The 17,847-nt window shown below is 55.0% G+C and carries 19 protein-coding genes; 12 read left to right on the top strand and 7 right to left on the bottom strand.

The features are described 5' to 3' along the window. Positions 1–8: 8 nt before the first annotated feature. The 4 genes from GKE73_RS03915 to GKE73_RS03900 form a co-directional block, all read right to left on the bottom strand. Entirely contained in the window at positions 9–326 is a 318-nt protein-coding gene (locus GKE73_RS03915; protein ID WP_280954746.1) for an HD-GYP domain-containing protein, read from the bottom strand. Beyond that, on the bottom strand, positions 296–1,432 hold the full coding sequence (locus GKE73_RS22420; RefSeq protein WP_280954745.1) for an HD domain-containing phosphohydrolase: 1,137 nt from the start codon (positions 1,430–1,432) through the stop codon (positions 296–298). The genes GKE73_RS03915 and GKE73_RS22420 overlap by 31 nt, the downstream gene beginning before the upstream one ends. A gap of 72 nt (positions 1,433–1,504) precedes the next feature. After that, complete coding sequence (locus GKE73_RS03905) at positions 1,505–1,858, bottom strand: hypothetical protein (protein WP_230369181.1); 354 nt, start codon at positions 1,856–1,858, stop codon at positions 1,505–1,507. A gap of 350 nt (positions 1,859–2,208) precedes the next feature. Next, the gene (locus GKE73_RS03900; RefSeq protein WP_230369180.1) at positions 2,209–2,913 is read right to left on the bottom strand and encodes a PDC sensor domain-containing protein; all 705 of its coding nucleotides are present in this window, start codon (positions 2,911–2,913) and stop codon (positions 2,209–2,211) included. Between the two features lie 354 nt (positions 2,914–3,267). Between GKE73_RS03900 and GKE73_RS03895 the strand changes: the two genes are divergently transcribed. Continuing rightward, complete coding sequence (locus tag GKE73_RS03895) at positions 3,268–3,873, top strand: response regulator transcription factor (RefSeq protein WP_230369179.1); 606 nt, start codon at positions 3,268–3,270, stop codon at positions 3,871–3,873. Between the two features lie 62 nt (positions 3,874–3,935). Here GKE73_RS03895 and GKE73_RS03890 read toward each other — a convergent pair whose 3' ends face one another. Further along, complete coding sequence (locus tag GKE73_RS03890; RefSeq protein ID WP_230369178.1) at positions 3,936–6,011, bottom strand: sensor histidine kinase; 2,076 nt, start codon at positions 6,009–6,011, stop codon at positions 3,936–3,938. Positions 6,012–6,234: 223 nt separating this feature from the next. Between GKE73_RS03890 and GKE73_RS03885 the strand changes: the two genes are divergently transcribed. From GKE73_RS03885 to GKE73_RS22415, 6 genes are all read left to right on the top strand, one after another. After that, positions 6,235–6,615, top strand: coding sequence for an ESPR domain-containing protein (locus GKE73_RS03885; protein ID WP_230369177.1), 381 nt, complete (start codon positions 6,235–6,237; stop codon positions 6,613–6,615). A gap of 109 nt (positions 6,616–6,724) precedes the next feature. Continuing rightward, entirely contained in the window at positions 6,725–8,938 is a 2,214-nt protein-coding gene (locus tag GKE73_RS03880; protein WP_230369176.1) for a beta strand repeat-containing protein, read from the top strand. A 5-nt stretch (positions 8,939–8,943) separates the two neighbouring features. Next, positions 8,944–9,276 (top strand): hypothetical protein, encoded by a 333-nt coding sequence (locus GKE73_RS03875; protein WP_230369175.1) that lies wholly within the window; start codon positions 8,944–8,946, stop codon positions 9,274–9,276. After that, positions 9,269–9,724 carry an autotransporter-associated beta strand repeat-containing protein gene (locus GKE73_RS03870; RefSeq protein ID WP_230369174.1) on the top strand — a complete coding sequence of 152 codons (456 nt, stop codon included), beginning with the start codon at positions 9,269–9,271 and terminating at the stop codon, positions 9,722–9,724. Before GKE73_RS03875 ends, GKE73_RS03870 begins: the two co-directional genes overlap by 8 nt. Beyond that, a complete protein-coding gene (locus tag GKE73_RS03865) occupies positions 9,708–11,357 on the top strand; it encodes an autotransporter domain-containing protein (protein WP_280954744.1) in 1,650 nt (549 codons plus the stop codon). The genes GKE73_RS03870 and GKE73_RS03865 overlap by 17 nt, the downstream gene beginning before the upstream one ends. Beyond that, positions 11,320–11,814, top strand: a complete 495-nt coding sequence (locus GKE73_RS22415) for an autotransporter outer membrane beta-barrel domain-containing protein (RefSeq protein ID WP_280954743.1) — start codon at positions 11,320–11,322, stop codon at positions 11,812–11,814. The genes GKE73_RS03865 and GKE73_RS22415 overlap by 38 nt, the downstream gene beginning before the upstream one ends. 132 nt (positions 11,815–11,946) lie before the next feature. Here the strand turns inward: GKE73_RS22415 and GKE73_RS03860 are convergent, their stop codons facing one another. Both GKE73_RS03860 and GKE73_RS03855 read right to left on the bottom strand, forming a co-directional pair. Then, entirely contained in the window at positions 11,947–12,402 is a 456-nt protein-coding gene (locus GKE73_RS03860; protein ID WP_230369173.1) for a LysR family transcriptional regulator substrate-binding protein, read from the bottom strand. Beyond that, entirely contained in the window at positions 12,389–12,838 is a 450-nt protein-coding gene (locus tag GKE73_RS03855; protein ID WP_230369172.1) for a LysR family transcriptional regulator, read from the bottom strand. Before GKE73_RS03855 ends, GKE73_RS03860 begins: the two co-directional genes overlap by 14 nt. 95 nt (positions 12,839–12,933) lie before the next feature. Here GKE73_RS03855 and GKE73_RS03850 point away from each other — a divergent pair, with 95 nt between their 5' ends. The 5 genes from GKE73_RS03850 (at position 12,934) to GKE73_RS03840 (ending at position 17,761) form a co-directional block, all read left to right on the top strand. Further along, positions 12,934–14,412, top strand: coding sequence for an NADH-quinone oxidoreductase subunit L (locus tag GKE73_RS03850; protein ID WP_280954742.1), 1,479 nt, complete (start codon positions 12,934–12,936; stop codon positions 14,410–14,412). Continuing rightward, a complete protein-coding gene (locus tag GKE73_RS22410; protein ID WP_280954741.1) occupies positions 14,399–14,959 on the top strand; it encodes a putative inorganic carbon transporter subunit DabA in 561 nt (186 codons plus the stop codon). The genes GKE73_RS03850 and GKE73_RS22410 overlap by 14 nt, the downstream gene beginning before the upstream one ends. A gap of 2 nt (positions 14,960–14,961) precedes the next feature. Next, entirely contained in the window at positions 14,962–15,723 is a 762-nt protein-coding gene (locus GKE73_RS22405; RefSeq protein ID WP_280954740.1) for a putative inorganic carbon transporter subunit DabA, read from the top strand. After that, positions 15,627–16,772 (top strand): putative inorganic carbon transporter subunit DabA, encoded by a 1,146-nt coding sequence (locus GKE73_RS22400; RefSeq protein WP_312854539.1) that lies wholly within the window; start codon positions 15,627–15,629, stop codon positions 16,770–16,772. The genes GKE73_RS22405 and GKE73_RS22400 overlap by 97 nt, the downstream gene beginning before the upstream one ends. A 119-nt stretch (positions 16,773–16,891) precedes the next feature. Continuing rightward, positions 16,892–17,761, top strand: a complete 870-nt coding sequence (locus tag GKE73_RS03840) for an L-threonylcarbamoyladenylate synthase (protein WP_230369170.1) — start codon at positions 16,892–16,894, stop codon at positions 17,759–17,761. Positions 17,762–17,847 lie beyond the last annotated feature (86 nt).

Raw genomic sequence — 17,847 nt, 5'->3', positions numbered from 1 at the left:
TTCAGCGCTCAATGTTTGGTCGGCCCGGGCTTTGTGTCGAGAAACCCTGCAATATCGTCAACGTCCCGCTGTTCCGGACTCAGGTGTAAGGCGCTATAGCTATGCCATAAGCCGGACTGCAGAAACAGCTGGAACAGTTCACCATCCAGATGCTGATCAGCCACCATGTATTGCATGATGGCTAGTGCCTCCGACAAGGTCTTGGCCGGTTTATAAGGGCGATCGGAGGCGGTGAGAGCTTCGAACACATCGGCGATGGCCATGATGCGAGCCATGATACTCATGTCACTGCCTTTCAGCCCACGCGGGTAACCCTTGCCATCCATGCGCTCGTGGTGACCACCGGCAATCTCCGGTACCTGTGCCGGTGTTGTGGGAACGGCAGCGCCGTGAGCATCTTGATAGTTTCGGTAATGTGTTCGTTAATGATGTAACGTTCCTCGTCGGTCAAAGTACCGCGCCGGATCGACAGGTTATATAGTTCGCCAAGGTTTTGCAGTAATTCCGGTTCTTTCATGTTGAAGCCCCAGCGGTTATTGGCGGGGATATGATCGCCGGGTCTGCGGGCAATGCAATGTTCTGGCTTGTCGGCCAGCAGGGGTTCCTGTACCGGCAACGTGGGGGCCGGTAGCTTACTCAGGCGTATGCGCTCCATTGGCCCAAGTCCGATACGGTCATTCAGTGTACGTGTCCATTGCCGTTCCGCAATCTGGCGCAGCCGCTCCAGATCCTCATCACGCATGAACTCCCCGCCTTGATTACAGCGGGCAACAAAGCGGAAATCATCATCCAGTTGGGCCTTCAGTGCATCGCGTTCCACGGCCAGTACGCTGGCATCGCCACCTGCCGCCATCCCTCGCCAGTAGACAATGTCGGCATCGCGCTTGAGCACTTCAAAACGCATGCGGATTTCGTGCAGACGGTCGTAGAGCGTTTGCAGCTTGGTTGGTTTGTCGACCACGTACTCCGGCGTGGTGACCTTGCCGCAGTCATGCAACCAACTGGCGATGTAGAGCGCTTCGCGGTCACTCGGGCTGAGGGTGAAATTTGCGAATGGTCCTTCAGTCGCCTGGTGGGCGGCTTCTGCCAGTGCCTGGGCGATTTCCGGTACGCGCTGGCAATGCCCGCCGGTGTAGGGGGACTTGGCATCAATGGCACCTGCGATCAGTTCCACCAACGCATTCATCAACGCTTGCTGGGCGGCAACCAGTCGCCGGTTATCAATGGCAATTGCCGCAAAACTTGCCAAAGCCTTCATATAGCTGAGGCGGTGGATTTGGGCGGCGGTTTCACTCGTCGATTCGGAGGAAAGCACCAGTAGCCCCAGCAGTTCTTTGGATTCTAACTGTAGTGGCAACAGGGTGAGTACGGTGTGCTCATGTATCAATAACGCGTGGATGGCAGGAGGCGTTTGATCGGCAGATAGCGTCAACTGCAGCGGGGCACCAACGCTGGCGAGAGAGTCTCGAACCAGGGCTGTTATCCAGTGCCAGCGGACCCAAGGTCAGGGCTTTACCATCTTGATCATGGCTGGCTGATGGCGACAGTTGTTTGCCATCGTGGAGCCATAAGCCGCCACGTTCGGCGGACAGTGCGCGCATCGTTGTTTCAAGCACCATCTTGAGGAGTGGTTCCAGAGCGTTTTCCGAAATGATCTTAAGCTTACCAGCCCGATGAAGTCACGGATGGTGACTTTCATGCTTTCGGAGGCATCGATCAGGTCGTTCAACTCTCGCACCTGCGTGTGTGGCAAGGGGGCGTGGGTAAAGTCCATCGACCGGATGCGTTCGGATGCCAGTACCAGTTGCTGGATCGGCTTGATCAGGAACCGGGCCAGCAGCCAACCCAATGGCAGCATCAGCAGCAGGATGATGGCTAAACCCCCACGCCGCCTGTCGGGCGATAGCCCGGCTTTCGGCCAACAACTCGGCATCCGGCATCACCATCGCCAGATAAAGTCCCCGGCCATCGCTGGCTTTGCGTAGTTGTGAGGCGGATACGTGCCACTGTTCACCGGCTACCGTAACCGTGGCGGGTGGCTGACTGCCCGGCAACCGGGCCTGCCCCAGCGCGGCTAATGGTGGCGAGTCCAAACGGGATAGTGGTGCTGGCGATTTGCTTAAGCAATCTGGCTGATGGTGCTCAGGAGTGTGTTATGCGTAGCGTCCACCAACGCTAGTTGCGCGTGTTGGCTGGGGCGGTTGCTGGTCAGTACCGGCTGGCGGTAATCAGTAGCACGTCGGCGCCAGCAATGCCTCCGTTACTCTTGCCCTTGCGGGCATAGGTGACGCCCGGCTGCCGCGTGGTGGCAAAGGTATAGGGCGGTGTCTGAATCGGTGCGTTAGCGTGGTTGGCCGCCTGATACCGGGGCCGCTGCCGCGGGTCATAGTGCACATCGGTGTGCCACTGTCCGACATTTTCCAGCGTAGAACTCAGGAACTCGAAACGTTGCAGCGTCTGACCATTTGGTTGCTGATGTGCGTACTGCACCACCCAGATTGACAGCGGGGGGGCGTCGGACAGGGCTTGTTTGGCTGCAGCGTCCAAACGACGTACAAGAAAGAAATCACCATTGTCATAGCCCATATACACGGCTTGCAATGCGGGGTTGGCTTGCAGTGTTGCCACCAGTTGCGGGATGAAGATGGCGCGTTGTACATCGCTATGGGCGGATGCCAGCCCGGAGTGTGCTATCAGGTCGGTGATGACTTCAGCCCGTGCGCCATTTTCACGGATATTGGCCGCAACCTGATTACTGGCGTAATTGAACAGTTGGTGTTGTGCGCTGATCAATTGCCGTTGCATGGCGCGATCATAGAAATACCCTAGCGAAAAAGCCGTCAGAAGCACCAAGAGGGTAATCAATCCCGTCAGGAACAGTTGCAAAGAACTGCCTCGAACTGGCTTTTTCATTGTTGTATCCCGGATCAACACGAAGCACCGAATACTATGAATATATGCTATCGGATAAGCAATGCATAACGGATTACGACGCCTGCTTTATCCTGACCGGAGGTGAGAACAGCCAAGCTCTCGTCGCATCGACATGGACTGTCCCGTCCCCTGTAGGCAATCCTGCCCTGTGATTGGCCTGACTAGGCTGACCTGATCTTGAGATGTTTGATACTTTGTTCTGCTCTTAGTTAGCGCGTCTAGTAAAAGATTCTGATCTGTTTAATGTAAGAAAATGTTAGTTTTAAAATGAATATTTGTTTTATATTAAAAGGTATTGTCTATAATCTATAATTATTAATTTAATATACGGCCGTGACTCAAATTGTATTGCTTGAAGATGAGGCAGCATTAAGAGAAGAACTGGCAAAGTTCCTGTGCAAGCTTGGTCACCATGTGCTACAAGCGGGCACTTTGGCTGAGTTTCTGCCTCTTATTCCCCAAGCGAATATCGCTATTCTTGATGTCATGTTGCCAGATGGCAGCGGATTTGATGCCGCAAAACAGATGCGGCAGTACTCTGCTCGTGCCGGAATCATCATGTTGACAGCACGTAACGCCACTCAGGATAAATTAGATGGGCTGTATGGCGGCGCTGATCATTATCTAGTGAAACCGTTCCGTCTATTGGAGGTTGCGGCCATTGTCGATGCACTTTCTCGGCGCATTGGCTTGGGGTGGCAACTGGATACACGGCAACGTCGGCTCGTTAGTCCTGAAGGTTATAACTGTGGCCTTTCAGTTCAAGAAATGGTGTTATTTGAACTATTTTGTAAAAACCAAGGTGCACTCATCACACGCCGTACTTTAGTCGAGGCTCTTGGCCATAACTGGCTGGACTTTGATGAGCGCTTAAGGATACCCTTATCAGCCGACTACGTCGGCGCTGGCGTGATATTTCGGGTGAAGATCTTCCACTAAAAACCGAGTATGGCAATGGTTACAGCTTCGGTGCCGCCATTGCACCATTGTGAGTCCCTTATTTATTCTGAAATACTCGGTAAAAAGATACTAAAACAGCAGCCCTCTCCCGGTGTGCTGGTTACGGTTAGCGTACCTCTTTGCACTTCAATCATTCTTCTGGCTAACGCCAGTCCTAAACCTGTTCCCGGTTGTCGCTGGTCATTAGATGCACGGAAGTAAGGTTCAAAAATTTTTTCTAATAATTCTTTCTCAATACCTTGCCCTGAATCGATTACATTAAGTTTAATGCCATTTTTTACTTGTTGCCCATTGAATCGAATGGTGCTGCCGGGCGGTGTGTATTTGACTGCATTATCAGCCAAGCTACGCAGAACTAATTTTGTTAAATCTTGATCACAAATAAAGTTTTCAGGTAAATCTTCTGCTTCAATCTCGAAAACATGGCCATCGGTCAATATTTCTGCAGAACTGGCTGCATCTTTTAATAGATGGCGTAAATTGCAAGGCGCCAGATTAGTGCCATGTCTTAATAAAGCAAATCTGTGCTCATTCAGATAGTCGTCAAGTAACAGAGATAGACGCTCTGTAGATTTTAGTATTTTTCTGAAACGTCCTCGAGTCTCTTCATCAACATTATTTGCATCAAATTCAAGGTTCTGAGCGGTTATGTCAATAACTGCCAGAGGGGTTCTTAGCTCATGAGAAACGGTGGCAAAAAAATCTTGTTGTTCAATTTTTGCCCGGCGTTCTAGTTTTAATGACGCTTCAACTTGTTCCATTGCATTCTGTAGTTCTCTCGTGCGTTGCACGACCCTGTCTTCCAATTCTCGTTCAACACGTTTGGCACTTTCAAGTGCCTCAATTTTTGCCAGCTGTTTTTCTTTCTGTATTCGCTGAATCTGGCGTGTTACTGCATAGTTCAAAACCAGAAGATAAACAGCCATGCCTATGTAATAGGCGTTGTCTGTGATGTAGCCGGGAGGCAGTATTCCCAAGTTTCGGCCGATACGTAAACTTACTCCAATCCAGAACGTAAGCATTGCATACAGCATTATTCTCGCTTCAGGACTTCCTTTGTAGGCTAATTTCAACACAAATAGCAGTAGACCTACCAAGCATAGAAAGGTCCATCCTTGATAGAAGGGGCGCACCCATTGTTGGTCCATTCCAAATAGAAGGAATAAGGAGAGTAGTGCAACAGCCCATGTCATCCCGATAATCGTTTTTGTCCATTTTTTTTCGGGGCGTTGAGAGAGCCGCATGTAGCTAAATTGGAACATGGCACCTGTTGGTGGCCCCAATAACATCGCAAGCATCATTATAAATTCATTTTTATCCGGCTGGTCGCGCAGTATATATTGGTAGAGATATCCTTCTGATCCAAGTGTTGTTATTAGATTTGTAATGGTGAATAAGGATAGTAGCGCATAAGACCTATCCTTTGTGGCCTGAAAAAACCATATGTTAATGAGAATCAACACAAGATTGATTGCAAAAAAAGTACCAAACCCTAATTGTTCCTTTGTTAATGCTGAGACAAATGAAATAGGGCTCCATAGGGTAAGTCCTATTGCTAGGTTGTTTTTTCCTCTTACACGAACATAAAATTTTGTCGGCGTGTTTTCAGGTAAGACTAGGCGAAATACTGGATTTCTATAATCTAAGTCTCTTTGCTTCCAAGTTGCTTGGTCGCCTATGGTTTTTTTTATGTATGTTCCGTTGTTTTCTGGAAAGTAGAGTGTGGCTTCATCCAGCATTGGAGATTGTAATTCTAGCCACCATTCTGCAGAAGTATTCTTGGGACGGAGGACATTGAACCGTAGCCATGTCGCTCCAGTACGATAGCCAAGTGAAGGGGCGCTTTTTTGTGCGATAAATTTATTTTTTATTTCTGGTTTTTCAATTTCTTCTAATGTCATCAATCCTTGTGGGTCATATAGCATTTCCCAGCTGTTACCTAAGTTTATTTTCCCTTTGCTCGTTATTATTGTTTGTGCTATTGAGTATTGATTTAAAAGAATAATTGATAATGCGATGAATATTAGTTGTTTTATAGTTGCATATTTTTCTTCTGAAAAAAATATTATTTTTTTTATGTTGAAATTTAATGGATTAGTAAGTTTATAAATTGTCATTTATTTTTAATAGATGTGATGTCTTTGGGATGTTTGGTGTTTACCATAAATAAATATTTATTTAAATTAAAGCATTTATAGATAAGTTTTTGTTAAATGTTAGATTTTGTAAGAAATGTTGGATTGACGTGAAGATATTGAATTATTGATTATACATAAAATTTTTTAGTGTTTGCTATCAAATTGGCTGGCTAGAGATACGCTAAAAGGGGGAAATAGAAATATGAACCATATCTACCGATTGGTCTGGAGTAAGCGACACGAAAAGCTTGTTGCCGTTGCGGAAACCACTAATAGCGCAGGGAAATCCGGCTCTGGCGAAACCATGAATGATGCCGTCTCTTTAAAGAGTGGTGCCATTGGTGGTGCGAAAAGTTTAAAATTGGCGGCAAGTAAGATTGCTGCAGCATTAATTTCTACAGGCTGTTTCTGGGGTTTATCGGCATTTTCTTATGCTACACCGGTGGTGTATTTCCAAAGTTTCACGCTGGGAGAGCAGTATCTCCAAAATACTGTTAATAGTTATGCCAATGGTGGGACCTCTGACTTTACTAACATCGCACTCTCCGGCCTCAGCGCTGGCACATCCTCGGACTGTTGGTAATGTAACGATTACGGCAACCAACGGGGTCTCTCGTAGCATTGATACAACTTATCTGTCGAATGACCCTAGCCTAATCGCTGCAGGCGGTACTACAGGGGAGAGTATCAACATGACAGCCTCCAGTACCGATTCTGTCGGTACTGGTTTGACCTTCTCGTTTGGCGGAACCCAGCTTAACTCGTTCGGTTTGCAGCTAGGCGATTGGGGAACGTGTTGCTACAACTCGTCGTTGTATATCCAGTTTGGTACTACTGCTGGCGGAACGACCACATGGGATACGGCCCAGCTCATCGGCACTGCGACACAAAAATCGGATGTGCCTGAACAAAATGGTAGTGGCACTTATACTTTTATTGGTGCAATCAATGACACCAATTTCTTTGATACAGTCCGCATTTATGGTACTGCCCAAGGTGATGTATTGTGGGCTGGTGGTACCATGTATAGTGGCACGGTTGCCTTGAATTCGGTTCCTGCCAATGCAGGCTCATCTACGCAAGCGCCGACTACCAGTAATATTGATACCAGCCAATCCAGTTTCTCCTCAGCCGATCTAGGCTCCACCGTTAACCCGGTATTTGAAGGCGGTACGTTGGCTGTAAACAGCCCTACCGTGGCACAAGATTTCACGATCAACGATGCAGCCCATGGGGCGTCCAGCACTATTGATCAGAATGGCCAATCATCGGTTTTCTCTGGTGTGTTGTCCGATGCATCTGGGCAGACCGGTTCTATCACCATTTCGAATAGTGGCGCTGGTGGCTCCGTTACATTCACTGGTGATAATACCTATACCGGTTCAACAACGATTGATAGTGATGCAACGTTGAAGCTTGCTGGTGCGGGCTCAATCGCTGATTCCAGCAAAGTGACCGCAAATGGTGTCTTGGATATTTCAGGAGCCAACAACGGTGGTAGCAGTATCCAGTCTCTTGCCGGTAGTGGCGGCGTTGTTCTGGGTAGTAACACCTTAACGCTTACCAATGCGGCAGATACCTTCTCTGGCGTTCTTAGCGGCACCGGTGGCCTGACCCTGACGGGCGGCACGGAAACCCTGTCGGGTGCCAACACCTACACTGGCGCAACCAACGTCACCGGCGGCACCCTGAACCTGGACGGTTCCTTGTCCAGCCAGACCGTCACCGTCGCCAGCGGCGCGACCCTGAACGACACTAACGGTGGTCTGAGCAGTGCGACCAACCTGACGGCGAACGGCACGCTGACGCTGGGCGCGGACGACGCGGTCAGCCAATTCAACGGTGCCAACACCGGTAGCGTGGCGCTGAACAACCACACCCTGACGATTGGTAACGGCGGCAGCTTTGCCGGTACCGTAAGCGGCACCGGTGGCCTGACCCTGACGGGCGGCACGGAAACCCTGTCGGGCACCAACACCTACACCGGCGCAACCAACGTGAATACCGGTGCAACGCTGAATTTGAACGGTGGTAGTGATAGTTTGGCCAGCCAGATCGTCACCATCGCCAGCGGCGCGACCCTGAACGACACAGACGGTGGTCTGAGCAGTGCGACCAACCTGACGGTTGACGGCACGCTGACGCTGGGGGCCGATGATGCGGTCAGCCAATTCAACGGTGCCAACACCGGTAGCGTGGCGCTGAACAACCGCATCCTGACCATTGGTAACGGCGGCAACTTTGGCACCGTGAGCGGCACCGGTGGCCTGACCCTGACGGGCGGCACGGAAACCCTGTCGGGCACCAACACCTACACTGGCGCAACCAACGTCACCGGCGGCACCCTGAACCTGGACGGTTCCTTGTCCAGCCAGACCGTCACCGTCGCCAGCGGCGCGACCCTGAACGACACTAACGGTGGTCTGAGCAGTGCGACCAACCTGACGGCGAACGGCACGCTGACGCTGGGCGCGGATGACGCGGTCAGCCAATTCAACGGTGCCAACACCGGTAGCGTGGCGCTGAACAACCACACCCTGACGATTGGTAACGGCGGCAGCTTTGCCGGTACCGTAAGCGGCACCGGTGGCCTGACCCTGACGGGCGGCACGGAAACCCTGTCGGGCACCAACACCTACACCGGCGCAACCAACGTGAATACCGGTGCAACGCTGAATTTGAACGGTGGTAGTGATAGTTTGGCCAGCCAGATCGTCACCATCGCCAGCGGCGCGACCCTGAACGACACAGACGGTGGTCTGAGCAGTGCGACCAACCTGACGGTTGACGGCACGCTGACGCTGGGGGCCGATGATGCGGTCAGCCAATTCAACGGTGCCAACACCGGTAGCGTGGCGCTGAACAACCGCATCCTGACCATTGGTAACGGCGGCAACTTTGCTTAAGCACCGTGAGCGGCACCGGTGGCCTGACCCTGACGGGCGGCACGGAAACCCTGTCGGGCACCAACACCTACACCGGCGCAACCAACGTGAATACCGGTGCAACGCTGAATTTGAACGGTGGTAGTGATAGTTTGGCCAGCCAGATCGTCACCATCGCCAGCGGCGCGACCCTGAACGACACAGACGGTGGTCTGAGCAGTGCGACCAACCTGACGGTTGACGGCACGCTGACGCTGGGGGCCGATGATGCGGTCAGCCAATTCAACGGTGCCAACACCGGTAGCGTGGCGCTGAACAACCGCATCCTGACCATTGGTAACGGCGGCAACTTTGCTTAAGACCGTGAGCGGCACCGGTGGCTTGACCCTGACGGGCGGCACGGAAACCCTGTCGGGCACCAACACCTACACCGGCGCAACCAACGTGAATACCGGTGCAACGCTGAACCTGACTGGTAATGGTAGTTTGGCCAACTCTGCCGTGGTGGATAACGGGACGTTGACTGTTCAGTCGAACTCTTCTGTTGCTGGGCTGACTGGCTCCGGCTCACTGGTGCTGGATGGTCATTCTCTGGCCTTGAACAATGCAGCCGGAACATTTGCCGGGACCATTTCTGGTGATGGTGGCTTGGTTGTCAACGCTGGGACTGCGGTGCTGACCGGGGCAAATACTTATACCGGTGGCACTACCATCAATGGCGGGACACTGGAAGTGGCCCGGATCAGAACCTGGGGGGACTGGCAGTGGCGTTACGCTGAATGGCGGGACTTTGCATACTACCGATAGCTTCACAACTGATAAGTCTATTACCTTCCTGACCGGTTCGACCAGCCAGATCATTGTCGACTCGGCCAAGAACCTCACGGTTGGTGGCGAAATTTCCGGTTCGGGGGCGTTGATCAAGTCGGGTGGCGGTACGTTGGAAGTGAGTGGTGCGCACAATACCTTTGATGGCCTCACCACTATTAATGACGGTACTGTACAGATTGACAATGGCGCATCGCTGGGTACGGGTCTGATTGTGCTGAATGGTGGCACGCTGGAGACGTTGTCTACTCTGAATACCAATCAGCAAGTGGCGGTGATGGGTAATTCCACCGTCAACGTTGATGCGGGTACAACCGCAACGCTTGGCGGCACCATCGCCAATGTGGGCGGTAGTAACGGTTGCTTCAACAAGACGGGTGACGGTACGTTGAACATGACCGGTTCTGCAACCACGGCCAACGGTACTTGCGTTCTGGAAGGTACCTTGCGGGCAAACGGTGATTTGACCAGTACGGTAACGGTTGATGCTGGCGCGATGCTGCGTGGTACTGGTTTGATCAACGGTGGCACGACGGTGAGTGGTACGTTGGCTCCGGGTAACTCGCCGGGTACGTTGTATTCCACCGGGACGGTCACGATGACCAGTGGTAGTACCTATCAGGAAGATATTGATGGGACCGGTACTGGCACGGGGGCAGGTAATTATTCTCGCTTGCTGATCTCCGGTGCTTCCAGCCAGTTTATTGCAAACGGTACCCTGATGCCGATTCTGCGGGGCATTACGTTTGATCCGTTGATTCCGGGTAGTAGTGCCAATAACGACTTTACGCCGGTGCTGGGGAATTCGTTCCGTATCGTATCGGCCCAAGGTGGCATTGTTGGTCGCTTCTCCAGCTTGGTGCAGCCATCGTCCGGCTTGTCGGCTAACACGCAATTGGTTGCCTTCTACAATGAGTTTGGCAGCAACAGCATTGATCTGCGCCTGACACCGACGTCTTATGCCCGTTATTTTGGTGGTACCAACCAGAATGCCAGTCAGTTTGGTGGTGCGCTGGATAGCATTCTCGCCGGGCAAATCAATGGCACGGACACGCAGCAGCAAAGTGATGCGCTGTATGTGTTGGCGGGGTTGAATGCTGAGCAACTCAAGGCCGCTGGTCGCGGTATGGCTGGTGAGGTGCATGCCGCCATGGCCGCTACGGCTCCGGCTGCATCGCGTGCGGTGCAAGATGCCGTAAACAGCCATCTGCTGCAGGATCAAGCTGGTGCCTTGGGAACGGATGTCGCTCCTGCTCGCAACATCTGGTTTGATACCAACGTGGATCACCAGCAAGTTGATGCCGATAGTTACTCCTCTGGCTATAAGGCCAACCGCTCTCAGTTTACGGTTGGTGTGGATGCCTACACGACCAGTCAAAGCCGCTTTGGTTTTGGTATGTCACATGCCGAAACGGATGTGGCGCAAGAGGTGGGTTCTGGCAAGCTGAAGGAGAACATGTTGTTCTTCTACGGCACTCACTCTCTTGGTCGTGTCTATTTGGACGGCATGCTGTCTTACGGTGCGGCAGACTGGACGACCTCGGCGCTCCGACCCATTGCGTCTGACCGGCGGTTTGTCGACCAGTACCAATGGATCGAACAGTCTGGCTAGTCTGGGCGTGCATCTGCCTTTGGCGATCGGTAGTGGTGTGATCCAGCCGTTTGCGAAAATCATCTGGCAGAACAGCAAGCGTGATTCTGTGAATGAAGGTTCCTCGTCGCCATCGGCACTTTCGCTGGACAGCTACAACGCCACTGGCGTGCGCAGCATGGTGGGTCTGGCAGGTAAGTCGCTGCAGCAAGATCCGTTGAAAGCTGCCTTTACCTACCAATATTCGGTAGCGGTGGGTAACGATAGCGGTAGCCTGACGCGACCGGAAATCCAGAACTCGATGACGGGCCTTGATTTCACAACGGTAGCTCCGCATGTTGGCCGAAACTTTGTTCAGACCAAGTTGAGTGCCACAGCCAAAGTAGGTAAGCAAGCTTACATTTATGGCGGCGTGAGCAGTGAACTGGCCAAAGGCAAGAATGAGTATGGTGCGACCAGCTTGCGCGTCTCGTTCTAACCCTTTGAGTTTTAGCTAAAGCATTAAGCCCACCCTGATTTCTCAGGGTGGGCTTTTTATTGTGAGCGGTTTGCCTCCGCATCATCCTCCCGCGCCATGACCAGTTCAGTCGCCGGAATTGCACGGGGCTGCTTAACCCGGCATGGAAAACAGCTGGAACAGCCCTTGCAGATGCGGGCTTTCAAACCGGCGTTTTACCGTGATGGCATAGAAGGTTTCTTCCACGCCTTTTACCGAGCCGTATTTTTCCAGTAGGCCCTTGCTTAGCTCATCTTTGACGACGATGGCCGGAATCAGCGCCATGGCGTTGGAGTCGCGGGCCAACAGTCGCAAGGTGGCCATGTCGTCTACTTCTGCACGGATTTGCGGTTCGATGCCGTGCTGTTCACACAGCAAGTCAAAACGCACGCGGATTTCGCTCTTGGCGCTGGGCACCACCAGCGGATAACGGGTGAGGGCCGTGTCCAGATCGAAGTGGCCTTCGATCAGTCCGGGTGGCCCGATCAGGCAGACCTCTTGTTTTGCCAGCGTGCGGCAGCGCCACGGGTGCTTGTCATCGGCAATGACCGGGCGGTTACTCAGTACCACATCCAGTTCGTAGCCGCTGAGCCTGTTGAGCAGTTCCTCCAGCCCACCGGCCTCCGGGGATCAGTTTGACTTCCGGCTTGCTGAGTACCGGATGAACAAAGTTCTCCAGAAAGTTGCGCGATAGCGTGGAAACGCTGCCGATGCGCAACTGGCCGCCGTGTGCGGCATCACGCCCGGTGGTGGCGGATAGCAGTTCATTACCCAGCGCAAAAATGGCTTCGGCGTAGCGCAGCACGGAGGCTCCGGTTTCGGTCAGCAGAAGTTTTTTCCCTTCGCGCAAGAACAACGGCGTGCCCAGTTGTTCTTCCAGCTGGCGGATTTGCGCTGACAGGGCGGATTGCGAAATATGCAGGCGTTCGGCCGTCCGGGTGAGGTGGCCTTCTGCCGCTACGCGCCAGAAGTAATACAGGTGATGATAGTTGAGGCGGTTGATCATTCTATAAAATAGATCGATTTGTCACTATTAATGTATTTTACCGAACATGATTGGCGGGGCATAGTGCCAGTGTTTCCACTTTGGCATGGTGTCTTATGTTTTTTCTCCCTGCACATGCACTGATTGCGTTGCTGTGGCTGTTGCCTGCGCTAGGCACGCCGTCGTTGGCACGTCACTGGTGGATGGCCATGGCCAGTGCGGCAGCCGGTGCGGTTGTGGCACTTGGGCTGATGGCTGTTGAAGGTATCCAGCCTGCCTTGCTGTTTCAATTACTGATCCAGTTATTGGTGTGGGTCATCCTGCGTTTTTCCGTGCGTTACCTGAATGGCGAGGGCGGGCAGGCGCGTTTTCTCAAGGCGGTGGGCTGGTTGCTGTTTGGTTCAACTCTGGTGGTGGCCAGTGGCGATTGGGCAACTTTGCTGTTGGGCTGGGCTGTGACCAGCCGTGCCTTGCATAGCTTGTTGACCTTTTATCCTGCTCGCCCGCAGGCGTGTATTGCCGCCCGGCGTGAGGCGGTGGCCAGCAGGTTGGCCGAACTGTGTTTGCTGCTGGGGGCGTTGGCGATTATCTGGTCGGTAGGATCGCTGCGTTTTGCCGAGGCGGGCGTGGCGCTGGCGGAGCCGGTGCAACAGGCGGGCCGTGTCGTTGGCGCCGTGCTGGTGGTGGTGAGCGTGTTGATCAAAACCGCCCAGTTGCCGTTCCATGGCTGGGTGACGCAGGTGATGGAGGCGCCCACGCCGGTGTCGGCACTGCTGCACGCCGGGGTGGTGAATCTGGGCGGGATGGTGTTGATCAAGTTGGCCGAACTGTGGACGGCTGCTCCGGCTGCCTCGTGGTTACTGACGATCTGGGGCGGGGTGACGGCGGCGTTGTCCTGCTGGGTGATGCTGACGCGGATCAGTATCAAGTTGCGCTCGGCATGGTCCACCTGCGCGCAGATGGGCTTCATGTTGATGGAATGCGGCACGGGCCAATATTCGCTGGCACTGTTGCACCTGATTGCTCACTCCCTTTACAAGGCGCATGCCTTTTTGACGTCCGGCAGCCAGGTGCGCGTCACGATCCGGCAGCCGGTTGCGGCGTTACCGCATGATGGCTGGCGTTATCTTGCCAGCGGTGTCATTGGCCTCGGCGCTGCTGGTAGGCAGTCTGCAACTGTGGTCTTGGGGTTTGGCGCATCCGGTGCGTCCGCCCATGCTGCTGGTGGTGGTGATCGGGCTGGGCTTGGCGCCATTGTGTTTGCACTGGCGCGGCGGTGTGCTGGCTTTGCTGCTGTGTCAGGCCTATCTGCTACTGCATACCCTGTTTGCAGCCATCCAGCTGGATGGCGCTTCAGCGTGCCGTTGTCGTGTCAGCTGCTGGTGGTGGTGTTTTTTGCCGCGCTGTACCTGATGCAGGCATGGTTGGTGCGCCATCCTGACAGCCCGCTCAGCCAGCGCCTGTATGCCATGGCGTTTGGCGGTTTGTATCTGGATGAATGGTGGGTGCGTCTTACCACCTCTGGCCGTGTTCCGCAAAATCCCCGCTTTGGCGTGCCCGGCATGATGAAGGGAGTGGCCCATGAGAAAGCCTGATCTGAACTGGAAAGGGGCGGTGACGACAGCGGCTGGCCGGATTGCACCGAGTTGGCCATTGGACAGCCTGCTGGCCAGTTCACCGTACTGGGGGCTGCGGGACATGACGTTCCCACAGGCTGAAGCCTGCCTGAGCCATCTGGCCCATAGCCATCTGCATCTGGATGAGGCGGAATATCGCCGTCAATACGCAACAGGCGGAATCACTGATCACCATGTGAGCTCGGCGTTGCGGGAGGTTTACCAATCCATTGCCGTGGAGCAATGGCTGGCACAGACCCCCGATGGGGCAACGGGCGAGTCGCCGTTATTGATGAGCGATTACCGTACCGATCCGGCCGGGCACGCCGGGATGCAGAACTGGCGTCAGGTGGTGCAGCAGCAAATCAGCCAGTTTTGTGCGGCCTGGTTTGACCGAGATCAGGCTGACTGGCAACCGGAGCGTGATCGCAGCATGTATCAGGCATGGTTGGCCGAAATGTCGGTGCAACCGGTACCCAGTCAGGATGTCGGGCTGCAGCGCCAGTTGCAGCAGAAGATTGCTTAAGCTTGCCGCAAAGCCATGAGGCGCTGTTCCCGCTGGCGATTGACTGCTTGCAACCCGCCGGGCCATGGCTGATCGACTGGTTCTACAGTTTGTTGCTGCGTAACAGCGGCTGGGCAGCGTGGTGTCGTTACCTGCAATGGCAGGCCGAACTAAACGACAAATCCAGCCCGGTATTGCCAGAACTGCTGGCCATACAGCTGGCACGGGAATATCTGCTGGATGATGGCGAGCGTGGTGTTGGCAGCCTCTGGCAGCGCTGGCAGACTGGCTGGTCTGCCACACCGCAGGCGGCCATTTCGTGCCGCCGCGGCCTGATCTGGCAACGCGCGGCCGAGTTGGCCACCCATGCGCCAGTGCTGGCACAGCTGCCGCGTCAGTCCGCCGAGCCGGGCACAGTGGGCCATGCGCTGCATGCGGTGTTTTGTATTGATGTGCGTTCCGAGCCGATGCGGCGCGCGCTGGAGCAGGTAGTGCCGGACAGCAGTACGGCGGGATTTGCCGGTTTCTTTGGTTTACCCGTCGCCATCCGCTTTGCCGGTGAAGCCGGGCGCAAGCGCGGCTGCCGGGGCTGCTGGCGCCACGCTGGGAAGCCGTGGTGCCATCGGAAGGCAAGGGGTTGGCCGAATGGGGACAGTTCCAGCGGGCGCCGCTCTCGTCCTTTACGCTGGTGGAAAGTACCGGTCTGGTCAAGGCGGGCAAACTGTTGCGTAAGGTTTTCCCCAGCAAGGCGCGCGCCTCGTTGGCCGAAGTCGATCCGTGGCTGAACGATAACGACCATGCGGTGATTTCTGCCGGACGACAACTGGATACCCCGGCCATCGTTGCCGCGCTGAGTACGATTTTGCCTGCGATGGGGTTGGGGAAAACGTTTCCCCGCACCGTGTTGCTGGTCGGCCACGCCAGTCACAGCAGCAATAATCCGCAGGCTTCGGCATTGCAATGTGGTGCCTGTGGCGGTCATGGCGGCCACTTGCATGTGTTGTTGCTCAGCGAGTGGCTGCAACAGGCAAATGTCCGCAGCGGGCTGGCGGCAGCGGGTTTACCCATTCCGCCCGACACGGTGTTCTTGCCTAGCCTGCATTTGACACATAGCGATGAACTGCACGTTTTGCAAAGCCCGGTGCTGACTGCACCGCAACGTCAACGGGCACAAGAACTGAGACCGTTACTGGATCAGGTGGAAGCGGCGGCGCGGGCGCGCCGGGCCGGGAAAGATGGCGTACCGGCAGGCATGAACGATGCCGAACTGCTGGCCCGGTTGCGGCAAAAAGGCCACCACTGGGCGGAAACCCGGCCGGAATGGGGGCTGGCCAATAATGCGTTCTTTATCGCCGCCCCGCGCGCGCGTACCGCCGCGCTGGATTTACACGGCCGTGCCTTCCTGCACGAATACGTCTGGCGGCAAGACCCGGATGCCCGGCGGCTGACCGGCATTCTGGCCGGGCCGCTGATGGTGGCGCACTGGATCAACATGCAGTACTTCGGCTCGGTGGTGGATACCAAGCGTTTTGGCAGCGGCAACAAATTGCTGCATAACGTGGTGGGCGGACGTATCGGAGTGTTCGAGGGCAATAGCGGCGACCTGCGCATTGGCCTTTCCCGGCAGTCCGTGCATGACGGCCAGCACTGGCGGCATCAACCATTGCGTCTGGCGGTGTGTCTGGATGCGCCCGCCGCGCTGATTGCCTTGGCGCTTTCGCAGCAGCCGGAAGTGGCCCGCCTGATCGGCAACGGCTGGTTACACCTGTACCGCATCGCCGAAGGTGGGGTAGAGCAGTGGCATGACGGGGAATGGCATGTTGCCGCGTTGTAAGCCCGGTCGCCCGGTTTTGCCTGTTCCGCCGTTTTGTCGGCAACGGCTTGTCTGATGACCTGTGCAGACAGTCGATGGCGTCTTGCCATGTGGCTGTCTGCCTTTCTTGAAAAATTCTGATGGACTACCTGATCTCCAATCAGCAAGGTATCGATCGCGCCGCGCAGTTACTGCAACAGGGCGGGCTGGTCGCGTTACCTACCGAAACCGTGTACGGGCTGGCTGCCTGTGCAGAAAACCCTCGTGCCATCGCCAGTGTTTTCACTGCCAAGGGGCGCCCGGCGGATCACCCTCTGATCGTGCATATCCCGGCACTGGCGCATCTGACGCGTTGGGCGTGCCGGATTCCAGCAGTGGCTTACCAGTTGGCCGAAGCGTTCTGGCCCGGCCCGCTGACGCTGGTATTGCCCGCCGCGCCTGATGTCTCGCGCCTGATTACCGGTGGTCAGGACACCATTGCCATCCGCTGGTCCGTGCATCCGCAGTTTCAGGCCGTGCTGGATAGGCTGGGGTGCGCGGTGGTTGCGCCTTCGGCCAACCCTTTTGGCCATATCAGCCCCACCTGCGCCGAGCACGTGCAACGTCACATGGAAGGGCGGATTGATGCGGTGCTGGATGGCGGCGAGTGCCGTTTTGGGGTGGAATCCACCATTCTGGATTTGTCCGGACCCGAGGCCCGTATCCTGCGCCCCGGCTGCATTACCGCCCGGCAACTGGCAGATTTTCTGCCACTGGTTGAGGCTCCGTCCGCGGTGGCGGCGACCCCCAGAGTGCCGGGGGCGCTCAGTTCACACTATGCTCCGCGTCTACCGTGTTATCGCTTTGAGTTGGCCGAACGCCAGCACTGGATCACGCAGGCGCCTGCTGGGCGATGTGCCTATATCGGTTTGCAGCCACCGCCATGCACCACGTTCTGGCAACGAGTGCTTAAGCGGATCCCAACGGCTATGCCAGCCAGATTTACGCCACGCTGCATCAGGCTGAATTGAGCGGTAGCGACTGGATCGTAATTGAAATGCCGCCAGACGAAGCGGCCTCGGCGGCATGTACGTGACCGGCTAGGGCGCGCCAGCAC

The sequence above is a fragment of the Paludibacterium denitrificans genome (genome assembly GCF_009707705.1).
GTDB lineage: Bacteria > Pseudomonadota > Gammaproteobacteria > Burkholderiales > Chromobacteriaceae > Paludibacterium_A > Paludibacterium_A denitrificans.
This window is presented reverse-complemented; position numbering and strand designations above follow the sequence as displayed.

Bases quoted from the DNA above. Each gene is read 5' to 3' on its own strand.
- GKE73_RS03900 (WP_230369180.1), bottom strand. From the start codon at position 2,913: ATGAAAAAGCCAGTTCGAGGCAGTTCTTTGCAACTGTTCCTGACGGGA.
- GKE73_RS03880 (WP_230369176.1), top strand. From the start codon at position 6,725: ATGACAGCCTCCAGTACCGATTCTGTCGGTACTGGTTTGACCTTCTCG.
- GKE73_RS03905 (WP_230369181.1), bottom strand. From the start codon at position 1,858: ATGCTGCCATTGGGTTGGCTGCTGGCCCGGTTCCTGATCAAGCCGATC.
- GKE73_RS22410 (WP_280954741.1), top strand. From the start codon at position 14,399: ATGAGAAAGCCTGATCTGAACTGGAAAGGGGCGGTGACGACAGCGGCT.
- GKE73_RS03915 (WP_280954746.1), bottom strand. From the start codon at position 326: ATGGATGGCAAGGGTTACCCGCGTGGGCTGAAAGGCAGTGACATGAGT.
- GKE73_RS03885 (WP_230369177.1), top strand. From the start codon at position 6,235: ATGAACCATATCTACCGATTGGTCTGGAGTAAGCGACACGAAAAGCTT.
- GKE73_RS03855 (WP_230369172.1), bottom strand. From the start codon at position 12,838: ATGATCAACCGCCTCAACTATCATCACCTGTATTACTTCTGGCGCGTA.
- GKE73_RS03890 (WP_230369178.1), bottom strand. From the start codon at position 6,011: ATGACAATTTATAAACTTACTAATCCATTAAATTTCAACATAAAAAAA.
- GKE73_RS03840 (WP_230369170.1), top strand. From the start codon at position 16,892: ATGGACTACCTGATCTCCAATCAGCAAGGTATCGATCGCGCCGCGCAG.
- GKE73_RS03850 (WP_280954742.1), top strand. From the start codon at position 12,934: ATGTTTTTTCTCCCTGCACATGCACTGATTGCGTTGCTGTGGCTGTTG.